Raw genomic sequence first — 21,312 nt, forward strand, 5'->3', positions numbered from 1 at the left:
TCAGCTCATAATTTTTGTTAAAACAATAGGACAATTTGATTATGACTGCAATATTTTCTATATTTATATAGAATCATCAGATCTTAATTATGGAGGTCGTTATTATCATTCTTCTTATTTTGCTCAACGGCATTTTCTCAATGTCAGAGATGGCCTTAGTGTCTTCAAGAAATTTTAAACTGAAAAATGAAAAGAGAAAGGGCAATTCCAATGCTAAAAAGGCCTTAGACCTTTCTGAAAATCCCAACAAATTCCTTTCAACAGTACAAATCGGGATTACTTTGATCGGAATCCTTCTCGGGATTTATTCCGGAGACAGACTTACGGCAGGTTTGGCAGATTATATCTCAAAATATGAGTTTTTGTCTCCTTACTCTAACGGAATCTCCTCAGCACTTATTGTAATCATTATTACTTTTCTATCTATTGTTTTCGGAGAGCTGATTCCCAAAAGGCTGGGACTGAAATTTCCTGAAAAAATTGCCATGCTTGTTGCTAAACCGATGTATTGGCTTTCTATGCTTGCCTCTCCTTTCGTATGGCTTCTCACAATTACTAACGAGGGCTTTCTAAAACTTTTCGGGATCAGCAGTGATGAAAAAGAAGCGGTGACCGAAGAGGAAATAAAATCCATCATTAAAGAAGGAAAGGAAGACGGAGTTATTGAGGAAAAAGAACATGATGTCTTAAAGAATGCTTTTGAGCTGACCGACAGGAAGGTTAGTTCTCTTGCCACCCACCGTTCTAAAGTGGTCTTCCTAGATGCTGATGACTGCTATAAAACCGTAAAAGAAAAACTCAAAAACAGTACCTATTCCACCTATCCCGTGACAGAAGGAAATAATCCTGATCATATTATAGGGATTGTAAAGATGAGGGACCTGTTTGATCTGGATCATGACCATTTTAATCTACGTGAACACTTTAGAAAAGCGGTCTTCGTGAGTGAAAACTCATTCATCTATCCGCTTATGGAAAGCTTTCAGAATAATAAATCCCATATTGCCATCGTGATCGACGAATACGGAACGACTAAAGGGATCATCACTCTCAACGATATTCTGGACGATCTGGTAGGCAATATTCCTGATGGTTTCGATAAGGAGCCGGAAATTATAAAACGAAACGAAAATTCATGGCTGATCGATGGGAAGTGCTCTATTTATGATTTTAAAAGGTATTTTAAATTAGAGATTGATGAAGGAGTTGAGAAAAACTTCGTCAGTGTTTCGGGGCTGTTCATTGGCGAGAGCGGAACTGTTCCCAAAACAGGAGACAAAATAAAGATAGGTAATCTGACCCTTGAGATCATTGACAAAGACGGAAACAGGATTGATAAGATACTGGCGATGAGGACGGATAATCAATGATAAGGGATAAGGGATAAGGGATGAGTGATGGATTTGAGGTATTAAGGAATTTATGTTATTTACTTTATTATTCCTTAAACTTCGGGCTTTTCAATCATTAAATTTAAATTTAGAGTATTATATTATTTTTAATTTGTAATTTTAAAGGAGTGAATCTATACAGAGAGGTTCTCCAACCATTTTTTAATCCCAAAAATCTCAATAATTATGGAAAATATAAAATTTGGAATATCTCCATATCAGGATGAATTGCAGATATTAATTAATGGAGAAAAGGCAGGCTATATGTCCATAGAGATCGATGGAAGACTGTTAATTGTATATTATACGAAACTAAACCCCGAACATGAAGGGAAAGGATATGCAAAAATGCTTTTGGATGAGCTTGTACGCTATGCCGGAGAAAAAGATCTCCTGATCGATCCTGAATGCGACTTTGTAAGGCAGCAGTTCGAAAACCACCCCGAAAGGTATAAAGACATCTGGCATGCCTGAGCTAATCTTCCCACCATGCTCTGAAATGATGATCTGATGTATTCAGATCCATAACTTCCCCGATCATTGGGGTAAGAATAGTTAGGTTTTTCTCTTTTCCAAGGCTTGTTACCCTTTTTAAAGGCTCATCCCAGGCATGAAGCGCCAATGCAAATTTGGAAGAGTGAACGGGAATGATATTTCTGGCATTAACGTCTATACTTGCCTTGATCACATCTTCCGGAAGGGCATGTATGTATTTCCATGCATCGTTATACTGCCCGTTTTCAATAATGGCATAGTCAAAAGGGCCATAGGTATCCCCAATTATCTTAAAGTGGGTATCATAACCGCTGTCACCTCCTAAAAATATTTTTTTCGTAGGGGTCTCCAGTACATAAGAGGTCCATAATGTAACATTCCTTTTTACTTTTCTGCCTGAAAAATGCCTTGCCGGAGTAAAAGTGATCCTGATATGATTTTTCAGCTCACGGGATCCCCCCCATTCTTCTTCAATAAGCTGGTCTTCTTTATATCCCCATCTCTCCAGATGTGCACCTACTCCTAACGGCAATATTACTTTAGCGACTTTGTCTTTTATTGCTTTAACGGTCGGATAATCCAGATGATCGTAATGATCATGTGTAATAACCAGGTAATCCAGATGGGGAATGTCTGCCGGTTTAAAAATATCTGCTCCGGCAAAAGCTTTGTTAAAGTATTTGAACGGTGATCCATAACCACTTAATACAGGATCTATGAGAAAAGAAACTCCGTCTGTCCGGATATAGTATGAAGAATGCCCTAACCAGATAAATACGTCTTCATCCTTAGAAAGTGCTGCCAGATCGGTATGAATAGACGGAATATTTTTCAAAGGTTTCAGAAGGGGATCTTTTTTGGCAAAAAAGAAGTTATATATCACTCCCGGCATGCTGTATCCTTCTGTAAGAGAGGGGGTGTGGCTAAGGTTCTGAAATTGTCCATCCTTATAGTGTCCGGATTGCTGCATCCGCTTTAGCCTTTCTCCTTTTGGCTCAGCTCCGAAAACTTCCCTCGCGGTAATGATAAAATACAGTGCTGTTAAAATAACTATTGTAATAATTAAGTAAATCATTTTGTCTTTGAAAATAGGCCTCAAATGTATTAACTTTTTAGTATGTTTAAACTTTTTTAACCACAAAAGTTTCTTATTTATGAAACTCTTCTCCAAAAGTTTGTATCCTGAAGTTCACATAAGAAGAATATTTCGACCGAACTTAATATTAGATTCAGGGGCTAGAGTGTACTCATTATACTTCTTAAAACCTTTTTGATTTATGTTTTTTCATATATTTTGTCATGCTGAAAAGCATCTCCAAGTGTTTTATATTCCTTCTGAATGATAAACTGAATGCTATTAATTGTAAGTCTAAGCATGTCTATTCAACAGGTGACTGAAGTATTCATTCTGTATTTAACTAAAATTATAAAGATTTCAGAATAATTTATCAATCATTTCATCATTTAATACTCTCAAACTTTTAATTTAGCGGTTTGATAAAAAACCAAATTGCGTTGAAAAATTATTGGATCATTCTATCGGTTATTATTCTCGCTTCATGCTCGTCTGTCAGAAAGTATAATAAGCAGACAGATACTCTGATCGCTCCGGATAGACTGAAGGAAGATGTAGATTATGCCTATCTTAAGCTTCAGAAAATGCATCCGCAGCTCTATTGGTATATCCCGAAGGAAGAATTGGACCATAAATTTGACAGCGTTAAACATACCATTAATAAGCCTCTTACACCGCTTCAATTTTATTTTAAATTGCAGCCGGTGATCGCAAGCATCCGGGAAGGACATCTTGCACTCAGGGTTCCCCGGAAAGAATTCACCAGAAAAGAGATAAGAACTTTAAAAAATAAAAAGGGAATGTTCGGGCGTTTCGAATATTACGTTCAGGATGATCACTTATATATTATTGAAAACAAAGATTTTCTGGAAGGCATAAAGCCGGGGACAGAAATAGTAGCCATCAATAATATTCCTGTTGCCGAATACCTGAAAAGATATAAAAGCCTGATCAGCAGCGACGGATACAATACCACTTTCCATCCTTATTTCCTAAAGGATATGTTCTTCAATTTTTATACTGCAGAAAAAGGAATAGCCGACAGCGCTATGATTGAAACGCTTTATCTTGATGAGAGGAAAACCTATACTTTAAAAAGGGAATCCAAATCTGAAACCGATCTGAAAAGGGATAAGGAACTGGAAAAACGTACTTCTGAGAAGAAAGTAAATGATTTTGTGGCATACAGCAATTCTTACAACCGGAATTTCACCTTTCTGGATAAGGACAGTGTGATCGCTTATGTGAAGGTAAGGAGTTTTTCCCGGAATTATTCGGATAAATTTTATAAGGAAACGTTTGCGAAAATTAAAAATGCAAAGACCTCTTACCTCATCCTCGATGTCCGTAATAATTATGGCGGCTCTCTATACGAGATCAACAACCTGTATTCTTATCTGGCTCCGGAGCCTTACGTCCTGATCAAACCCTCACAGCTCAGTTCCAGGAATACCCCTTTAAAAACGAATTATTTCAGAAAAAGCAGTGTTCTGGAATATGCCCTGAAAAGCCTTGCCTATCCGACCTATTTATTTGCCCAGGCATTCAGCACTTATAAAAAAGACGGAAAAGCCTATTATAAGATGAAGGCTGATAAGTCTACAAAGCCGAATAAAGATGCCTTTCATGGAAAAGTTTTCGTACTGATCAACGGCGGAAGCTTTTCTGCTTCTTCCATCATCACTGCCAAGCTTAAACATGACAAGCGAGCCGTCATTGTGGGTGAAGAAACGGGAGGTGCCAACGATGGTACTGTAGCCGGATTTTATTCTTATCAAAAGCTTCCTAATTCTAAAATAAGTTTGCCTATAGGATTACTCCTGGTACAGCCCAATATTACTTTCTCTAATACACAAAGAGGGGTCATGCCCAATGTCATTGTTCCCGAAAGCATTCAGGATATCATCGATAAAAGAGATCCGCAACTGGATTGGGTAGTCAATGAGATTGCACGGGAAAAAAATATTTCTGCAAGATAACGGCAATCTTATGGCAAAAAACTTCCTGAAAGGGATCAAAATCCTATTGTCTTTATTGGTTATCTGGTTTGTTGCCCATTCTGTTTATAGTACGGCAGACGGATTATCTGATAATAAGCAGAAAGCTGATATCGCTGTAATCCTGGGAAGTAAGGTGAATGAAGACGGAACACTGTCCAAACGGCTTGAAAAAAGACTGGAAACCGGAATTGGCCTTTACAAAAACCATCAGGTTAAAATGCTTCTGGTAAGCGGAGGCCTGGGCAAAGAAGGATTCTATGAAGGAGATAAAATGAAGGAGTTTTTAATCTCTAAGGGTATTCCCAATTCTGTAATCCTGGTCGATAACTATGGAAATAATACCCGTGCAACGGTTGATAATACTTTGAAGTTAAGAGATCAATTAAAGTTTAACAGTCTGATTGTAGTCTCACAATATTTTCATGTTACCAGAACCAAAAAATTATTTAAGGATAAAGGCTTTGTAAATGTAAGCAGTGCATGCCCTGATTATTTTGAAGTAAGGGATATTTACTCCATGATAAGAGAATTTCCTGCTTATTATATGCAATAGTTTCGGGTTTTTCGGCGGGCTTTCAGCCCGCCGAAAAACCCGAAACTTTATTTTTTCAATTGCAGGATAAGAGCTTCTACCTGATCAATATGCCTTCCGTAAAACCTTTTAAACCACCAGGTTCCCACGACAGACAGTGTAAATAATCCTATTACAAGGGCACTGATGAGGGTAGTTGCAATCTGTATTTCCGTAAGGGGTACCGGGCGTGGAATAAACTCCAGTACAATAACCAGCTCACAAACCAGAAAGGGGGCAAAAGCTACATAAAATGACAGGTAATATTGCTTATTCAGGTTGAACTGATGTAATAATTCATTCAGGCCGTCATAGGTATTCAAAACAGGATTGCTCATTTCTTTATAAAGGGTAAAAAACTTACTGAAAAAGAAAAATGTGACAAACACCATAGAGGCAATTAATATGGCTACATAAAATTTAAATTTAAAAGGCGCTTCACACAAAGCAATCAATGCAAAAGAAAATATAAAAATGGCAACTGTGGACCAAAGCTCCATGCGCATATTTTTACGCATTTTTTCTAACGGGAGATTGATCTTATTTTTATGTTCAATACTGATCTCGGGTGTTTCTTCAAAAGAATCATCTTCGTTCCAGGTATTTTTTAATTCGTCTATATTCATTGGTAGTGGTTTAAAAATTAATATTTATTTTGTGTTTAAGATATCTTTCAGTTTATTTTTGGCGCGGTTCATTTTTACCCTTACATTTCCCTCGGAGATCCCCATCTGTTCCGCGATCTGTTTTCCGGAAAAATCTTCCAGGTAATAGAAAATAAATGCCTTATCAATGGGATTTAGCTGATGGATCGCGTTGTACATTTCAATCAGTTTTTCTTCTTTTTCGTGGTCATATTCATCCTGTACAATCCTGTAATTGGAAAAGTCTTCATTGGCAATAAAGCTTCTTTTCTTTTCCGACTTCAGGAAAACAATAGCGGTATTCAAAGCAATTCTGTAAAGCCAGGTTGAAAACTCGCTCTGTCCTTTAAATCCCGGATAAGCCTTCCAGACCTGATAGGTGATTTCCTGAAAAAGATCATCACGGTCATCTTTATCGTCCATATACATTTTGGAAATCTTAAAAATGACTCCTTTATGTTTTTCGATTCTGTTTAAAAATTCCTGTTCTGTTGAGGTCATGGCTTATTACTCTGTAGAGTTAGTTCCGGGAAAAAATAATTGTTACAAATTTTTCAAAAAATAATAAAAACCCGGCAGAAAATTTCCGCCGGATCTTTACTTTACTATCTTAAACTAAAACATTTTTTCGTTATACTAAACGATTACGATTCTTCTTTACAGAGTAATCACTCCTCCGGAATAGTAATGTGAGTTATGATGTTCATAGTCTTTGTCATACTGTAAGCATCTGAATTAAGCATAAAAAGGCAGTGTTTAGATTCTTTCTTCGTCAGAATGATCAGAGTGAGAAATCTTTTTTATAGTCTTTATCATACAGAAAACATCTCCTCTATTATTTGGATTACAGGCAATGGGAAAATATTATGTCATTAATGATACACAATATTTGTATACGGTTAAGCAGATTTAAAATTAAAAAATATAATCCGTACTCAGGAAATTAGAATCATGTTCCCTCACAATGGTATTAAGTAAGTTTTTATTGGATTCCGTTAGTTTGGCGGCCACCAATGACCTGATCGAGAATGAGCGCAATGCGTCAAAAACAGATAATGTTCCCTCCGCACTATCTTTTCTTCCTGTAAACGGGAACACATCCGGCCCTCTCTGCGCCTGGCAATTGATGTTCACACGGCTTACAAGATTCACAAACGGATCGATCAGCCTTGATACTTCCTGCGGATCTTCACTGAAAATACTCACCTGCATCCCGTGGGAAGCATTCACCTGATAATCAACAGGCTCTTCAATATCATCAAAAGGAACCACAGGAATGACAGGCCCGAACTGTTCTTCGTGGTAAAGCCTCATCTCGCTATTCACAGGATATACCACTGCAGGAAAAACAAATGAGGCTTTATTATAACCCCCATTTTCATTCAATACTTTAGCACCTTTAGCTAATGCATCATCGATACATTCTTTAAGATAATCAGGTTTATTTGTTTCGGGAAGCGGTGTGATCTTTACATCTTTTTCCCATGGCAGGCCGGGTTTTAGAGCCGAAACTGCAGCAGTCAGCTTTTCTGTAAATTCGGCAGCCACTTCTTTTTGAACAAATATCAGCTTAAGGGCGGTACAGCGCTGTCCGTTAAAAGAAAGTGCTCCCAGGACGCATTCATTTACTGCAACATCCAGATCGGCATTTTTAGTGACAATAGCAGCGTTTTTGGCATCCAAACTTAAGATTGCTCTTAAGCGGTTGACCTTCGGATGCAGTTTCTTCAATCCATTGGCCACTTTACTAGACCCGATGAACGCCAAAACATTTACCTTACCGCTTTCCATGATCGGGGTAATTATTTCCGAGCCTTTACCATACAGTGTGTTGACGGTACCTTTAGGAAATGCTTCTTTAAATGCATTTAGGAGAGGATAATGGGCCAGAACACCATGTTTAGGAAGCTTGAACAAAATTGTATTCCCCATGATCAGTGCGGGGATTAAGGTAGTGAAGATCTCATTTAAAGGATAATTGAACGGTCCCATACTCAAAACCACCCCTAATGGTGCCCTTCTTATCTGGGCTATAGTTCCTTCTGCCTGCTGAAAACGTGAAGATTCACGATCAAGATCTTTCAGCGCATCAATGGTTTGATTAATATAATCTACCGTACGGTCAAATTCCTTGGTGGCATCTGGTAATGTTTTCCCGATTTCCCACATCAGCAGCCTGATGACAAGATCACGTTCCCGGATCATCAGGTACACAAATTTCTGCATGCATTTGATGCGGCCTTCCACGGACATTGTCGGCCATTCGCCAAGGCCATTATTATAAGCACTGACACTGGCGTCAAGAGCTTCCATTGCTTCTTTGGGAGTGGTATTGGGGATGCTTCCCAACAGTTTTCTTTCCAGTCCATTTTCCGTGGGAAGGCAAACCGGGGAATATACGTTGGTTACTTCTCCTTTCCATTCTACCAGTTCACCATTCAACAGATAGGTTCTCTGGTGGATCTCAGGGACTTTATATTCTTCGGGGATTTCGTTTTCGCTTTTAAAAATGTCTTGAAATGACTGTGCTGAACTCATAGATCTTTGCTTATTTTTTGAAGAATAAAGGTAGAGGTTAAAATTTACTTACCTATAGGCTCTTTAATAGATTTAGTCTATTTGAAAATAAAATGGTTAGGCGTCTCCACCAATTCCATTGAATTCCCTGGTAGAATAATGTAAAAAAAGTAAAATCAACAAATCTTCAGCTGAATCTTCAGCCTCAATACTAAAAAAAGAATCTTTAAACCATTTTTTATGGGTTCGAATTTCTACAATTAACCTGCCTTTTTCAAATAATTGATTTATTCTGCCTAATTTAAAATGATAGATCTTCACATTTTCACCAGATTTAATAATTCTCTCTTTCGCCAGATCTGTAAAATAAACCACCTTTTCAAAATCCATAAACTCTGCATCATTCCCCAAAAAGCCTACATTTTTAATGTTGTACTTTTTTGAATGGAGAATAAGAGCATACCTTATAGAAAAAACTTTAATTTCTTCAATAATTCTCCCCAGTTCAGAATTGTCTTCTGAAAACAGGATTAAATTCGTCTTATCATTTCGGGCTGTATATTTTTTCAAAAGAAGATCAACTTATTAGCTTTGGAAATATCTTTTTCCTAAATATAAAAATAATCAATCCGGAGAAAAACAAAGCAAAAACGGAAACTATAATTCCCATTAGTTGAGATCTCCTTGATTTTTTAGTTTGAAATTTTATTTCTTTTACAACCTTTTTTTCAACATGTTCAATAACCGGTGGTGAATAAAACTTCATTCTTTCCTTTAAAACAGGATCATGAAAACCATATTCTTTGGCAAGTTTATAATTTTCAGTTGCTTCATCCCTATCACCCAATAAGTAAGACAGATTTCCCAGATCAAAAAGAAGCCGGGCAACGATCTTATCCTCTGGTTTAACGAAAAACATCCTTTCATTGAGCTGAAAGTAAAGCTGTTGCCTAAGGGCTTCCAGACTATCATTATCCATATCGGATTTGGGAAAACTGTCTTTTCCGAAATCTTTCCCAATCAAAAAACCTGATGTGATATATTTTTCTCCTTTAATTTTTGCTTTCAAAATATTGACATGAATCCATTCTGAATAAAAATGAGATTTAGAACTGATATTTATAGACTTCTCTATCCATTTTAATGCCTCCAAATTATTCCCTGTTAATTCGTAGGCCGTTCCAATATTAGAAGCTGTTGAGTACCGTCCTGGTTCAATTGATTCAATCTTTTTATAAAGTTCTATAGCCTCCTGATATTTCCCCTGGATAACTAATATATACCCCTTATCTGAAAGATAGTCCATGTCTTTCGTCTTAGCATATCCTTTTTCCAAAGAAATTAAAATTTCCTTCAAATGTTCAGCACTACCAAACTCATGACCATGCGGAACAAAGCCTTCATAATCTTCATAAAGCAATGTTCCGTTGGCTAAAATCTTTGTAGTCCCATTCAGGCAGGCCAATGCAGGAACAGAAAATAAAACACCAACTACTAAACCTAGAAAAACCTTCTTCATACTTTAATCTTCTTTCTTTTTACTTTCAATAACAATTACTCCATATTTGCCCGCTATACCATACAATTTTTCTGCTCCCTCTCCCGAAAACACTTTTATGCTTTTAACTTTATCTGCCTTAATTTTTTTCATCCTGTCTTCAGAAATTTTCTTTCCATCCAGCATGATTAAGGGCTGTGTGGATTCTATATCTTTTTTACTCGGCATTCCTAACCAATATGTCCTGTTTATTGTTCCATTGATTACTTCTACCCCATCAATTCCTTTTTTAAAGTCAACTTTTTTTACTTCTTCATTTTTTAGCTCCTGCCCGTTTACAGTGACTAATCCTCCGCCAGCTGCCAATAATCCCAATGCTATTTTACTCAGTACCGGGAATTTTAAATTTCTTCCCATCTGATTATCTGTAAATCTTCCACATAGATTCTTTTCCGGATCCAGGGAGTTTATCATCTCTTCATCTGATACATTAGTAAAATCTCTAACTGTTTTAGAGCAAATGGGGCAAAATCTTCCGCTTTCATCAAGGATCATATTCTCCCAGTTTTCATGACATGGTTTTGGTATCGTAATTTTCATAATATCTTTTTATATAAAGATGCTTTTTTAAGTAAAAAAGTTGGAATTACTCTTTTTATTTTCCTGCTTTCTGATACTCAATATTAGAAACCAGAACAGAATCATTCAATGTGGATAAGAAAGCTAAAAGATCTTCCTTTTCCTTTGCATTAAAAACAATAGGTTTTTGAAGTTCCTTAGCCAGTGTGGCACTTTTCTCTATTCCTTTTTCATAATGTTCCAATACTTCGTTCAGTGTCCGGAATCTGCCGTCATGCATATAAGGATAGGTATAGGAAAGATTTCTGAGACTTGGGATCTTGAACATCAGTTTATCTTCCGGCTCCATGGTTTTATTCCATTTTCCATAGTCTTTGAGCTCAGAGTTTATGGGAAGCCCGTTGTTCGCAAATCCGTAGTTGGAAAATAATGGTTCGGTATGACAGGAGCTGCAGTTTTGTACATATAATTGATATCCTCTTATTTCTGTTTCTGTAAACTGTGCTTTGCCCTGCCTCACTTTATCATATCTGGAACCCGTGGAAACAATGGTAAGCTGAAATTGTGAAAGCGCTTTCATGAGGCGTTCTGCTGTTGCCGCACTGTCTCCAAAACTCTGATAAAAGAGAGCTTTATATTCTTTGGATCTGTTCAGTTTCCGTACTGCATTGTTGATGTCTTCTCCCATTTCCTTCGGATGATTGATAGGTGCTAAAGCCTGAACATCTATATTAGTTACCGAACCGTCCCACATAAATGTATTTTGCCACGCCAGATTGAAAATGGCAGGTGCATTTCTTTCCCCAATCCCCTCTTCTATGCCTTTGCTTAAACTGTTTCCGGCATGAGAGAAAGCTTCATGGGCATTGTGACAGGATGAGCATGAGACCGTATTATCCCGTGATAAAATGGGATCATAAAATAATTTCTTTCCAAGCTGGATTTTAGAATCTTTTAATGGGTTTTTCTTAAAATCATAAAGCGGTTTTGGAAAATAAGAAGGATAAACCAACGAAACTTCCTGAAGGCTGTAAAATGCCATCATTACAAAAAGTAAGGGAATTCCGAAGGATTTAAGATTCATTGCCGGCAATTTACAACAAAACTTTTCAAAATTGATCGGAGATTTTAAATTGAATGCTGTGATGGTCTTTTTAACTACAAAAGAAATAAAAGTTTTTTTGCACTTTAGAACACTTAAGACTCTAAAAGCTTTACTCCTTTGAAAATAAAAAGTTCACACAAGACACCTATTTTTGAAACAAGCCTCCGCAGTTCTCCAAATATCAAAATACCAATTACTATAACTCTAATAAATCATAAAAGTTTTAGCCTTTAAGTTCTTTCAGTATAAGTACCGCAAAGAAATTCACTTAATTTTCCGGAAAACTAATATTGAATAAAATCGAAATGGTTGCGACTTGCAAAGGTGCCGGGTATTAAGAATAATGCCATTTAATAATAAGAAGTCTATGCTATAGAAGAGATTACACAAAATGGTAATTGCAGTTAATCTTAAGGTTCTGTATATTTATATAGCTTCCGTCTTCAGTATCTAAAAAAACTACAACTATGAAAAATTATAATGACAAACTCCTGATTTCTGCCAGAAAACTATGGAAAACATTAATTCACAACAAATCATTTATAGGAGGTGAACTGCTGGCAGAGCGTATAGAGCAATACAAAAAAATGCTTAATATATTTCAGGTCGGAGAGTATTATTATATGCTTTTTGATCTTGTATATGGCGAAGTAGCAAGCGTAAGTAATGAAGTAACCAATGTATTGGGATATGAGCCTGAAGTTTTGAGTTCTCAAATCCTGCTGGACAGTATACACCCCAATGAAAAAGATTTTTTTCTAAATATTGAAGAAAAAATAACGTCTTTTCTTAATTCTATCCCTGTTGAGGATTACCAGTATTATAAATTTCAATATGATGTAAGGCTGAAGACCAAAAGTGGCCAATACAAACGTATACTTGTACAATATCTTATGGCTGATTATGATGACCACAATATCTACCATAGTTTTCATATTCATACTGATATTTCCCATATCAAGCCGGAAGGAGCCTCCTGCTTTTCTATCATAGGAATAGAAGACAGGCCTTCTTATTACAATATACAGAATCTGAATCTTCAAAAATCCTTCGACCTGTTTACCAAAAGAGAGCGTGAGATCTTAAAAGAAATCATCGAAGGAAAAACAACCCTGCAGATAGCAAAAAAATTGTTCATCAGCCACTATACCGTAAATGCCCACCGAAGAAACATTATGGAAAAAGCGGAGGTCAATACACCATTAGAACTGGTAAGTAAATCTATAAAAGAGGGCTGGATATAAAAAAAATAACCATGAAAACTAATTCTAGCTTTTTTCTCACCGCCAAAAAATTTTGGAGAACGGTTGTCAGCAAAGAAACCAATCCTGATATAGAAAAATTACAGCAACAAGTAGACTTGCATAAACGTCTGCTGAATATTTTTCATGCAGGGGAATATTATTATTATGTTTTCAGTATGCATATTACTCAATTTGATATTATGAGTGATCACGTGAAAAATGTTCTAGGTTATGAATCGGAAGAGCTTACAGTTGACTTGTTTATGGAAATCATTCATCCTGACGATAAACCTTATTTTCTAAATTTTGAATATAAAGTGGTTGAGTTTTTCAAATCATTACCTCTTGAAAAGGTTCCTTACTATAAAGTACAATATGACTTACGGCTGAGAAAGAAAAATGGAAGTTATATACGTATTTTACATCAGGCTGTTCAGGTGGATTATGATAAAGAGAACTATTACCGGACATTATCTATAGACACAAATATTACTCATATAAAACCTGAAGGAAACCCCTGTTTTTCTCTTATCGGGCTTGATGGTGAGCCTTCTTACTACAATATACAAGATAATTTTTTTAAAAAGTCTTTTGATTTGTTTACCCGAAGAGAACGTGAAATCCTAAAAGAAATCATTGAAGGCAAAACCAGCCTGCAAATAGCCAAAAAACTATTCATCAGCCACTATACCGTAAATTCTCACAGAAGAAATATCATGGAGAAAGCAAAGGTCAATACTCCATTAGAACTGGTGAGCAAATCCATAAAAGAAGGCTGGATATAACCTCAAAAATAGTTAGTTCTATCTATTTTTTTGAATTTAAAAGTAAAATAGCTTTGTCATATAAATAATAAGGCTGTGAGAAATTATTTTCTTTTATCAAGTAGTACAAAGCCTTCTTAGATATCCAAAACTTTAAACTAAGAATACGTTCTGTTAAGATATGTTAGGAAAGCACGTACAAACATTAAATAACATAAAAATGAGCAGTACTGTCATTTAAAATGGTGACAGAATTAAAAAGTTTAAGTACAACTAATTCCAAATAAAAAATATAATTATGAAAAAACATTCTTCAGGTTCCTGGAACTCTGACACAACACTAACAGTCCAAGGAGGTCAAATTATGACATTCAAAGTAAAGAATACGAATATTCTTGGAACCACCCTAACTATTAACAGCGATAAAGGAGGCTTAAAATCATTAATAATCGCCCCACTTACCACAATGGATTTTGAATTTTCCTGTTTTGGAGCCGAACCCATGGGATGGAAATTTGACATTTCGACTAACAGTGATGCATTTATAGTTACATGGGAACTATTTTCAACATGGATTCAGGGAGACCCACCCAATGGATAATTTTCAATAAAAACAAAATATTAATACTTTACATTATGTCTACTACACCTACTCCCGGAGCCGGAATAGATTTAAATCTGCTTAATCTGTATAAAACAGTGACCATTAAATCTATCGGCAATTTTCAGCTAGCTCTTTATAAGAATGATAGCGATTCTGTATTTTTCACTCCTTTTATTTTTCCGGATTGGAATAAGTTTGAAGAAAGCCTGAAAAAACTTGACAAAAACAGTACCGAAATTCAAAAGATTGTTTTAAGAATTTCATTTTACACGGAAACAATGATCCAAGAAATAAAGAGCCAGTTAAGTTTATTAGGTGATACATTTTCATCAGTCAGCGTGCTTCCTCACACATTTTTCACTATTTCTGTAATACTAAATAAAAGAAAAGTCTATTTGAATACTGATGATTTGATAGATGATGAATCTGGCCAGAGTGCCAATAAGAAAATTGACTTCGTTATGAATCAAAATTTTATAATAGAAGCTACTTACTCAGAGTTATCAGAATTTTATAATACAAGATCAGTCACTCAAATTAATGCAAAACTTCATTCGGACGGATATTATTATTCAACGGAATCCATAAAAGCGCTTGCGAGTTTTTTTAATGATACAAAAATCAGAAATGAACTGACAGGAGATGAAACTTTAGTTGACAAACTCATTGTTACCAGTGAAAAATCCGGTAAAGGGGCTGCTATGAATCTATTTGGGTCTAAGAAAAATAGTAGTGATGATAAAACTATTATTACTAAAGATAACATTAAACAACGTTATGTCAACAGGCAATTTCTGGCAGAGTTCTTTAGCCGATACGAAGAAAAATTACAAATAAAAGTAATAGCAAATGATATTGAAAGTAAGGAAAAAGAGATAGATAAAATACTTGACAGATTTTTAAAACTCTGTGATGAAGTTATTTTTGAAATCAATAAAAAAGAAGATGATAATTGGGAATTGGTGTCAAAGCAATTGAATTATGTAACATCAATTCCACAGACAACTTATGAGGAGCTATTAAAGGTAAAACCTTTTAGAGACAACAAAGTAAAAGATGATGCAAACGTAAAAGTTCTTGGCAACGTAGTTGATGTTGATGTGAAGAAGGACGGCAGTATAGTAACCAGTGATGATATTGAATGGAAAAAAAGCGGGACAGAATTCATCCCGACTAAGGTTAAGATGTTCATTATTTCTGACAGCACTTTAAATAAAGGGTTCAATACATCTTTACTATATATTGATAAAGACGGTGCAAGACAGGTTGTAACGGAGTTCATATATCCTGCAGACTGGTGTGCCGATAATTCTGATCAATTAAATCAAACAATTACTAATTTCGACAACCCCGTAGGCTCTATACTACCTTATGCCGGTGTTGTTAATGAAAATATTTCAGGCTGGTTGCTTTGTGATGGCAGTAGAAAAAATATAGATGATTACTCTGCTTTATTCAACGCTATTGGTTATAGCTGGGGCAAAGGAAAGGACGATACAGAATTTAAACTACCCGATTTAAGAGGACAATTTTTAAGAGGTGTAGATTTTAGCGGAAATGTTGATCCTGATTATAAAACCAGGAATCCAAACGGGTTAGGAATAAGTAATGAAGTGGGAAGCTTTCAAAGTGACACTATACAGAATATTACCGGAGAAATTAATGGGATTCATTCTGATCAAAAAGGAAATAGTGCTACCAATGTATTCAATATAACAACATATTATGGTAATGGTGACGGGGGAGAAAATCGTGGTTGTTTTAATGTAAGATTTGATGCATCCAAAGTAGTAAGGACCTCGACAGAAACCCGGCCTAAAAATGCATACGTAAATTATATTATTAGAGCTTTTTAAGATGACTATATCTGACATTTCAAAAATTTTAGAGATCACCATTTGGCCTTTATTTTTTCTCGTTGCCTACTTAATAAACAGAAAAAAATTCAATGAATTAATTAACATCCTGTTTGAACGCATTAAAGGAGGCTCATCTTTTAAAATTAGTTCTATAGAAATAGGGGCCGTACCAAGTTCACTTCCTACAATTAATAAAGGAGAATTAATTACGGAAAACCACTTAGGAATTGTTCATACGAGTTGGAGATATCCGGTAAAGGATAAGGAGTTCAATAAAAAAATGTTTGTCATTCAGATCATAATTCAGGGAAATGAGAAAGTTTTGGATGAAATTGAATTTGTCGAATATAAACTTCACTACTCCTATCCTAATCCAATACAACGTTCTTTTGACAGAAACAGTAAATTTCAATTAAAGGAACTAGCATGGGGAGAATTTAATCTCATCGCCTCAGTTAAAATAAAGAATCAAAATGATCTCATCAAATTGAAGCGTTATATCAACTTAACTGAAACCGGACAAAATTTATTTGAGTGATTTATAAAAACCTGCCTTACGGCAGGTTTTTCATATCTAACAAGCTCTAAAACAAACTCTCATTCACAAAATTCTAAGACATTATTATACAATACAACCCACACTACTAGTCTGGCAATTTAATAAAACAAAAAACATTTTTCACAAAACAACATATTTTTATTGTTTATCAATAATTATTTATTATTTTAGCAACATGAAAATAATTTATGATGTTATGAAAAAAGTATCAATAGTATTTCTTCAGGCAGTCATTGTGCTTATCAGTATTGTAGCACTTGCCATTTTGATCCGGTTTCCTTTAACTGAAGGAAGAGCTAAAAACTTAGACTTGTTTAGCATTTACGCTGATCCGTTTATCCTGTATGGATATATATCGTCCACAGCTTTCTTTATTGCATTGTATAATGCTTTCAAATTACTTGGATATATCGGGCAGAATAAAGTATTTTCCCTGCCCTCTGTTAAAGCTTTAAAGAATATAAAGTATTGCGCAGTCGCAGTAGGCATTTTAATTGTGATCGCCGGGCTATACATCAATATGGCTCATCATAAAGACGATGATCCCGCAGGGTTCTTTGCTATTTGTTTTGTGACCTGTTTTGCTTCTGTTGTAGTCGCAACTGCTGCTGCAATATTTGAAAAGATCTTACAAAATGCCGTGGATATGAAATCTGAAAATGACCTAACCATTTAAGCTATGCCCATTATTGTAAACTTAGACGTAATGATGGCCAAGCGAAAAATTTCCCTGAATGAACTTTCTGAAAGAGTGGATCTGACGTTATCTAACCTTTCCATTTTGAAGACGGGAAAAGCAAAAGCCGTTCGCTTTAGCACCTTAGAAGCCATTTGTAAAGCATTAGACTGCCAGCCAGGTGACATTTTAGAATATATTCCTGACGAAAAAAAAGAATAATGAGGAGATAGGTGAAGTTAGATTTCTTAATTGAAAAATTCCTTAACTTTATTAGTTTAAGCCTACAAATTTGTGCTTCTCTATACTAAAATTATAAAATAAATCTTAACAATGTTTCAAGAATCAGAAATTATAAAAATTGCAAAGAATTACGTAAAAGAACGTAGTAAAAAATCTAATATTGATATGACAATCGTCACTGAACATACTATATGTAAACCATACGGAATGATATTTTCTTATGTAAGAAGAGAATATTATGAGACAAAAGATGAACAGTACAATACATTACTCGGGAATGTCCCATTTTTAGTAGAAAGTAAAACTGGAAAAATAATACCATTTGGTTCATCTCGCTCAATAGAATATTATTTGCAAGAATATGAAGCCGGAAGGTGGATTATATTAGAGGATGGATCCAGAGTAATTGTTTAAAAAATCATTTTAAATGAAAGAATTAGATGTTGGGCATTATCTTGATATTTATACCCTTAGAAAAGAGATGCAAGAGGAAGGGATTACAAACCCAAGCAAGGATATCAGAAAGTTTACCCACGAATTTGTTGAGAAATTAGAAAATATGCCATTAAATGAAAAAATTATTCTAAAAAATCATTCTTTTTTTGACAGTTCAGGAAATTTAATAATAAAATTTCCTGATAATGATAAATGGTAGTTCTTAATAAATGATCTCCTAAACATAAACCCGAAACCATGGTATTCTTCTTGAATAAAATACGAAAACCTGCTTTACAGCAGGTTTTTTTTATCTAAAAAGTCTTTAAAACAAACTCTCATCCACCAGATTCGGCAACGTCACTTTCAAATTCGGTTCCGCTTCCATTGCTCTTTTAATGGCAAAAACAGCTCCTTCATTTCTGGCCCAGCTTCTTCTTGAGATTCCGTTGTTCACATCCCAGAAGAGCATGGACTTCAATCTTCTGTCGGCATCATCGCTTCCATCAAGCAACATTCCGAAACCGCCATTGATCACTTCTCCCCAGCCTACTCCACCTCCATTATGGATGGAAACCCAGGTCGCACCACGGAAACTATCTCCTATTACATTATGGATCGCCATATCAGCCGTAAATCTTGAACCGTCATAAATGTTGGAAGTCTCCCTGTACGGCGAATCTGTTCCGGAAACATCATGATGATCCCTTCCTAAAACCACAGGCCCGATCTCTCCATTTTTAATGGCTTTATTGAAAGCTTCTGCAATCTTCATCCTACCTTCCGCATCGGCATAAAGAATTCTAGCCTGTGAACCAACCACCAGCTTGTTTTCCTGCGCACCTTTGATCCACTGGATATTATCCTTCATCTGCTGCTGGATCTCTTCCGGAGAATTCTTTTGAATTCCCTCTAAGATCTGGCACGCAATATTATCGGTTTTTTGTAAATCTTCCGGCTTTCCGCTTGTACAAACCCAACGGAACGGCCCAAAACCATAATCAAAGCACATCGGCCCCATAATATCCTGAACATAACTCGGGTATTTAAATTCTCTTCCTAAAGTCGGATTTTCCGCCATTACATCAGCTCCGGCTCTGGAAGCCTCCAGTAAAAAGGCATTTCCGTAATCGAAAAAATATGTTCCTTTTTCCGTATGCCTGTTGATCGCTGCAGCATGCCTTCTCAAACTCTCCTGGACTTTTTCCTTAAACAGTTCCGGGTCTTCAGCCATCATCTTATTAGACTCTTCAAAACTTTGCCTGACAGGATAATATCCTCCAGCCCACGGATTGTGAAGCGAAGTCTGGTCTGACCCGATATCAATTTTCAGATTTTCCTGATCAAATTTCTCCCAAACCTCCACTATATTCCCTAGATATGCTATGGAAACTGTTTCTCTATTTTGCTGTGCTACTTTTACTCTTTCCACCAACTGATCAAGATCTTCATAAATTTCATTCACCCACTTCTGATCATGACGGATTTTTGTAATCTTTGGATTGATCTCTGCACATACCGTAACACAACCGGCAATATTCCCGGCTTTTGGCTGAGCTCCACTCATGCCGCCCAATCCGGAAGTTACAAATAGCCCACCTTTCGATTCTTTTTTAATTTTCCTGAAAGCATTCAGAACAGTAATTGTTGTTCCATGAACAATCCCCTGCGGGCCAATATACATATAGCTTCCCGCCGTCATCTGTCCATACTGTGTCACTCCCAAAGCATTGAACTTTTCCCAGTCATCCGGCTTTGAATAATTCGGGATCATCATACCATTGGTCACCACCACTCTTGGTGCATCCTTATGAGACGGGAACAACCCCATCGGATGACCGGAATACATCACCAAAGTCTGCTCATCTGTCATTTCAGACAGATATTTCATAGTCAGAAGGTATTGAGCCCAGTTTGAGAATACAGCTCCATTTCCCCCATAAGTGATCAGTTCATGCGGATGCTGAGCCACCGCATAATCAAGATTATTCTGGATCATGAGCATGATCGCTTTTGCCTGCTCAGATTTTCCCGGATAATCTGTGATAGGCCTCGCCTTCATTTCATAATCCGGGCGGAAACGATACATGTAAATCCTTCCATAATCTTCCAGCTCCTGCCTGAATTCAGGTAATAATTCCGCATGAAATTCAGGTTCAAAATAACGCAATGCATTTTTTAAGGCCAGCTTTTTCTCTTCTTCACCTAAAATCTCTTTACGCTTAGGTGCATGGTTAATATTGGATTCATACGGTTTCGATTGGGGTAGTTGATTAGGGATTCCCTGTTGTATCTGTTCCTGGAAAGTCATATTGTTATTCTAAATTCAATGTTTAACATTCAAATGTTTGAAGTTTTAAAGATATTCAAATTAGAAAATACAATGCAACTAAACGTGAAAAATTCCCCTCCTCTGGAGGGGTGGATTTCAAAATTCATGGAATTTTGGAAGACGGGGTGGTTCCATACTGCCCTACAATAAAATCTTCAAGGTCTTTCATTACGATGGAAAGATTATGTTTTACATCAAAATCAGCAACTCTGAAAACAATTAATCCCAATGATTCCAGAAATGCCCGCCTTACTCCATCATAAACCTGCTTTTCATTATGGTTTGAACCGTCAATCTCGATAACAAGCCCCAAAGTTTTCACATAAAAATCCACGACATAATTCCCGATTATTCTCTGCCTGTCAAAATCAATTTGATGAAAATTTTTGGCACGTACCTGCTTCCAGAACAGCACTTCATTTAGGATTCCTGCTTTGCGTTTGTCCCTTAACAATATTTTAAATGGGGATTATAGGGCAGATTTTCCACGAAGTTCCTGCGGATGAGAACTCCTTTTATTTGAGTTAGGATTTCTTTCATTTGTGTGTGTGTTTCTTTTTTAACCACCCCGTCTTCTCCTTCCAGTCGAATCCACCCCTCCAAAGGAGGGGAATTTTTCATTTCTCAACACCGGGTAATCTCTCAAAAATAAAAAAACTCACTGAAATTCAGTGAGGTAAATTGATATTTTTAGATCAGCCACAGCTTTATGCTGTGGCTG

24 protein-coding genes are annotated in these 21,312 nt (G+C 36.1%); 13 read left to right on the forward strand and 11 right to left on the reverse strand.

Features of this window, described 5'->3' with window-relative positions; all coding sequences use genetic code 11:
* Positions 1 to 89 precede the first annotated feature (89 nt).
* Both HNP38_RS05305 and HNP38_RS05310 read left to right on the forward strand, forming a co-directional pair.
* A complete protein-coding gene (locus tag HNP38_RS05305) occupies positions 90 to 1,370 on the forward strand; it encodes a hemolysin family protein (protein WP_184185551.1) in 1,281 nt (426 codons plus the stop codon).
* Positions 1,371 to 1,577: 207 nt separating this feature from the next.
* On the forward strand, positions 1,578 to 1,865 hold the full coding sequence (locus HNP38_RS05310; protein WP_184185555.1) for a GNAT family N-acetyltransferase: 288 nt from the start codon (positions 1,578 to 1,580) through the stop codon (positions 1,863 to 1,865).
* 1 nt (position 1,866) lies between these two features.
* Here HNP38_RS05310 and HNP38_RS05315 read toward each other — a convergent pair whose 3' ends face one another.
* Complete coding sequence (locus HNP38_RS05315; protein WP_184185558.1) at positions 1,867 to 2,961, reverse strand: MBL fold metallo-hydrolase; 1,095 nt, start codon at positions 2,959 to 2,961, stop codon at positions 1,867 to 1,869.
* Positions 2,962 to 3,401: 440 nt separating this feature from the next.
* Here HNP38_RS05315 and HNP38_RS05320 point away from each other — a divergent pair, with 440 nt between their 5' ends.
* A complete protein-coding gene (locus HNP38_RS05320; RefSeq protein WP_184185561.1) occupies positions 3,402 to 4,940 on the forward strand; it encodes a S41 family peptidase in 1,539 nt (512 codons plus the stop codon).
* A gap of 10 nt (positions 4,941 to 4,950) precedes the next feature.
* A complete protein-coding gene (locus tag HNP38_RS05325; RefSeq protein ID WP_184185564.1) occupies positions 4,951 to 5,514 on the forward strand; it encodes a YdcF family protein in 564 nt (187 codons plus the stop codon).
* A gap of 47 nt (positions 5,515 to 5,561) precedes the next feature.
* Here the strand turns inward: HNP38_RS05325 and HNP38_RS05330 are convergent, their stop codons facing one another.
* The 7 genes from HNP38_RS05330 to HNP38_RS05360 all read right to left on the reverse strand — a co-directional run bounded on the left by HNP38_RS05330 (position 5,562) and on the right by HNP38_RS05360 (position 11,854).
* A complete protein-coding gene (locus tag HNP38_RS05330) occupies positions 5,562 to 6,158 on the reverse strand; it encodes a hypothetical protein (protein ID WP_184185566.1) in 597 nt (198 codons plus the stop codon).
* 24 nt (positions 6,159 to 6,182) lie between these two features.
* On the reverse strand, positions 6,183 to 6,677 hold the full coding sequence (locus HNP38_RS05335; RefSeq protein ID WP_184185569.1) for an RNA polymerase sigma factor: 495 nt from the start codon (positions 6,675 to 6,677) through the stop codon (positions 6,183 to 6,185).
* Between the two features lie 414 nt (positions 6,678 to 7,091).
* The gene (locus tag HNP38_RS05340; protein ID WP_184185572.1) at positions 7,092 to 8,714 is read right to left on the reverse strand and encodes an NADP-dependent glyceraldehyde-3-phosphate dehydrogenase; all 1,623 of its coding nucleotides are present in this window, start codon (positions 8,712 to 8,714) and stop codon (positions 7,092 to 7,094) included.
* A gap of 96 nt (positions 8,715 to 8,810) precedes the next feature.
* Positions 8,811 to 9,263, reverse strand: a complete 453-nt coding sequence (locus HNP38_RS05345; protein WP_184185575.1) for a hypothetical protein — start codon at positions 9,261 to 9,263, stop codon at positions 8,811 to 8,813.
* Positions 9,264 to 9,270: 7 nt separating this feature from the next.
* Positions 9,271 to 10,212 carry a tetratricopeptide repeat protein gene (locus HNP38_RS05350; RefSeq protein ID WP_184185578.1) on the reverse strand — a complete coding sequence of 314 codons (942 nt, stop codon included), beginning with the start codon at positions 10,210 to 10,212 and terminating at the stop codon, positions 9,271 to 9,273.
* A gap of 3 nt (positions 10,213 to 10,215) precedes the next feature.
* Positions 10,216 to 10,791 carry a hypothetical protein gene (locus HNP38_RS05355; protein WP_184185581.1) on the reverse strand — a complete coding sequence of 192 codons (576 nt, stop codon included), beginning with the start codon at positions 10,789 to 10,791 and terminating at the stop codon, positions 10,216 to 10,218.
* Positions 10,792 to 10,846: 55 nt separating this feature from the next.
* A complete protein-coding gene (locus tag HNP38_RS05360; RefSeq protein WP_184185584.1) occupies positions 10,847 to 11,854 on the reverse strand; it encodes a cytochrome-c peroxidase in 1,008 nt (335 codons plus the stop codon).
* A gap of 488 nt (positions 11,855 to 12,342) precedes the next feature.
* On the opposite strand from HNP38_RS05360, the gene HNP38_RS05365 reads away from it, so the two are divergent.
* The 9 genes from HNP38_RS05365 to HNP38_RS05405 all read left to right on the forward strand — a co-directional run bounded on the left by HNP38_RS05365 (position 12,343) and on the right by HNP38_RS05405 (position 18,479).
* Positions 12,343 to 13,119 carry a response regulator transcription factor gene (locus tag HNP38_RS05365; protein WP_228460944.1) on the forward strand — a complete coding sequence of 259 codons (777 nt, stop codon included), beginning with the start codon at positions 12,343 to 12,345 and terminating at the stop codon, positions 13,117 to 13,119.
* Between the two features lie 11 nt (positions 13,120 to 13,130).
* A complete protein-coding gene (locus HNP38_RS05370) occupies positions 13,131 to 13,904 on the forward strand; it encodes a LuxR C-terminal-related transcriptional regulator (RefSeq protein ID WP_228460946.1) in 774 nt (257 codons plus the stop codon).
* 277 nt (positions 13,905 to 14,181) lie between these two features.
* The gene (locus HNP38_RS05375) at positions 14,182 to 14,484 is read left to right on the forward strand and encodes a hypothetical protein (RefSeq protein ID WP_184185587.1); all 303 of its coding nucleotides are present in this window, start codon (positions 14,182 to 14,184) and stop codon (positions 14,482 to 14,484) included.
* A 35-nt stretch (positions 14,485 to 14,519) separates the two neighbouring features.
* On the forward strand, positions 14,520 to 16,343 hold the full coding sequence (locus HNP38_RS05380; RefSeq protein ID WP_184185590.1) for a phage tail protein: 1,824 nt from the start codon (positions 14,520 to 14,522) through the stop codon (positions 16,341 to 16,343).
* A gap of 1 nt (position 16,344) precedes the next feature.
* The gene (locus HNP38_RS05385; RefSeq protein WP_184185592.1) at positions 16,345 to 16,884 is read left to right on the forward strand and encodes a pYEATS domain-containing protein; all 540 of its coding nucleotides are present in this window, start codon (positions 16,345 to 16,347) and stop codon (positions 16,882 to 16,884) included.
* A 217-nt stretch (positions 16,885 to 17,101) separates the two neighbouring features.
* Complete coding sequence (locus HNP38_RS05390; protein ID WP_184185595.1) at positions 17,102 to 17,581, forward strand: DUF2975 domain-containing protein; 480 nt, start codon at positions 17,102 to 17,104, stop codon at positions 17,579 to 17,581.
* Positions 17,582 to 17,584: 3 nt separating this feature from the next.
* Positions 17,585 to 17,803, forward strand: coding sequence for a helix-turn-helix domain-containing protein (locus HNP38_RS05395; RefSeq protein ID WP_184185598.1), 219 nt, complete (start codon positions 17,585 to 17,587; stop codon positions 17,801 to 17,803).
* Positions 17,804 to 17,914: 111 nt separating this feature from the next.
* Positions 17,915 to 18,238, forward strand: coding sequence for a hypothetical protein (locus tag HNP38_RS05400; RefSeq protein ID WP_184185601.1), 324 nt, complete (start codon positions 17,915 to 17,917; stop codon positions 18,236 to 18,238).
* Positions 18,239 to 18,251: 13 nt separating this feature from the next.
* Complete coding sequence (locus tag HNP38_RS05405; protein ID WP_184185604.1) at positions 18,252 to 18,479, forward strand: hypothetical protein; 228 nt, start codon at positions 18,252 to 18,254, stop codon at positions 18,477 to 18,479.
* 105 nt (positions 18,480 to 18,584) lie between these two features.
* Here HNP38_RS05405 and HNP38_RS05410 read toward each other — a convergent pair whose 3' ends face one another.
* The 3 genes from HNP38_RS05410 to HNP38_RS17920 all read right to left on the reverse strand — a co-directional run bounded on the left by HNP38_RS05410 (position 18,585) and on the right by HNP38_RS17920 (position 21,212).
* The gene (locus tag HNP38_RS05410; protein ID WP_184185607.1) at positions 18,585 to 20,570 is read right to left on the reverse strand and encodes a urocanate hydratase; all 1,986 of its coding nucleotides are present in this window, start codon (positions 20,568 to 20,570) and stop codon (positions 18,585 to 18,587) included.
* Positions 20,571 to 20,694: 124 nt separating this feature from the next.
* Positions 20,695 to 21,045: an endonuclease domain-containing protein gene (locus HNP38_RS05415; protein WP_228460948.1), complete on the reverse strand. Its 351-nt coding sequence runs from the start codon at positions 21,043 to 21,045 to the stop codon at positions 20,695 to 20,697.
* Positions 21,039 to 21,212 (reverse strand): hypothetical protein, encoded by a 174-nt coding sequence (locus tag HNP38_RS17920; protein ID WP_228460950.1) that lies wholly within the window; start codon positions 21,210 to 21,212, stop codon positions 21,039 to 21,041. Before HNP38_RS17920 ends, HNP38_RS05415 begins: the two co-directional genes overlap by 7 nt.
* Positions 21,213 to 21,312: the final 100 nt, after the last annotated feature.

This window comes from Chryseobacterium defluvii, assembly GCF_014204415.1.
GTDB lineage: Bacteria > Bacteroidota > Bacteroidia > Flavobacteriales > Weeksellaceae > Chryseobacterium > Chryseobacterium defluvii_A.

What these genes read in the sequence shown, in the direction of transcription:
- HNP38_RS05305 (WP_184185551.1), top strand. Translation starts at nt 90, where the DNA reads ATGGAGGTCGTTATTATCATTCTTCTTATTTTGCTCAACGGCATTTTC.
- HNP38_RS05310 (WP_184185555.1), top strand. Translation starts at nt 1,578, where the DNA reads ATGGAAAATATAAAATTTGGAATATCTCCATATCAGGATGAATTGCAG.
- HNP38_RS05315 (WP_184185558.1), bottom strand. Translation starts at nt 2,961, where the DNA reads ATGATTTACTTAATTATTACAATAGTTATTTTAACAGCACTGTATTTT.
- HNP38_RS05325 (WP_184185564.1), top strand. Translation starts at nt 4,951, where the DNA reads ATGGCAAAAAACTTCCTGAAAGGGATCAAAATCCTATTGTCTTTATTG.
- HNP38_RS05330 (WP_184185566.1), bottom strand. Translation starts at nt 6,158, where the DNA reads ATGAATATAGACGAATTAAAAAATACCTGGAACGAAGATGATTCTTTT.
- HNP38_RS05335 (WP_184185569.1), bottom strand. Translation starts at nt 6,677, where the DNA reads ATGACCTCAACAGAACAGGAATTTTTAAACAGAATCGAAAAACATAAA.
- HNP38_RS05340 (WP_184185572.1), bottom strand. Translation starts at nt 8,714, where the DNA reads ATGAGTTCAGCACAGTCATTTCAAGACATTTTTAAAAGCGAAAACGAA.
- HNP38_RS05350 (WP_184185578.1), bottom strand. Translation starts at nt 10,212, where the DNA reads ATGAAGAAGGTTTTTCTAGGTTTAGTAGTTGGTGTTTTATTTTCTGTT.
- HNP38_RS05355 (WP_184185581.1), bottom strand. Translation starts at nt 10,791, where the DNA reads ATGAAAATTACGATACCAAAACCATGTCATGAAAACTGGGAGAATATG.
- HNP38_RS05360 (WP_184185584.1), bottom strand. Translation starts at nt 11,854, where the DNA reads ATGAATCTTAAATCCTTCGGAATTCCCTTACTTTTTGTAATGATGGCA.
- HNP38_RS05365 (WP_228460944.1), top strand. Translation starts at nt 12,343, where the DNA reads ATGAAAAATTATAATGACAAACTCCTGATTTCTGCCAGAAAACTATGG.
- HNP38_RS05370 (WP_228460946.1), top strand. Translation starts at nt 13,131, where the DNA reads ATGAAAACTAATTCTAGCTTTTTTCTCACCGCCAAAAAATTTTGGAGA.
- HNP38_RS05375 (WP_184185587.1), top strand. Translation starts at nt 14,182, where the DNA reads ATGAAAAAACATTCTTCAGGTTCCTGGAACTCTGACACAACACTAACA.
- HNP38_RS05380 (WP_184185590.1), top strand. Translation starts at nt 14,520, where the DNA reads ATGTCTACTACACCTACTCCCGGAGCCGGAATAGATTTAAATCTGCTT.
- HNP38_RS05385 (WP_184185592.1), top strand. Translation starts at nt 16,345, where the DNA reads ATGACTATATCTGACATTTCAAAAATTTTAGAGATCACCATTTGGCCT.
- HNP38_RS05390 (WP_184185595.1), top strand. Translation starts at nt 17,102, where the DNA reads ATGAAAAAAGTATCAATAGTATTTCTTCAGGCAGTCATTGTGCTTATC.
- HNP38_RS05395 (WP_184185598.1), top strand. Translation starts at nt 17,585, where the DNA reads ATGCCCATTATTGTAAACTTAGACGTAATGATGGCCAAGCGAAAAATT.
- HNP38_RS05400 (WP_184185601.1), top strand. Translation starts at nt 17,915, where the DNA reads ATGTTTCAAGAATCAGAAATTATAAAAATTGCAAAGAATTACGTAAAA.
- HNP38_RS05405 (WP_184185604.1), top strand. Translation starts at nt 18,252, where the DNA reads ATGAAAGAATTAGATGTTGGGCATTATCTTGATATTTATACCCTTAGA.
- HNP38_RS05410 (WP_184185607.1), bottom strand. Translation starts at nt 20,570, where the DNA reads ATGACTTTCCAGGAACAGATACAACAGGGAATCCCTAATCAACTACCC.
- HNP38_RS17920 (WP_228460950.1), bottom strand. Translation starts at nt 21,212, where the DNA reads ATGAAAAATTCCCCTCCTTTGGAGGGGTGGATTCGACTGGAAGGAGAA.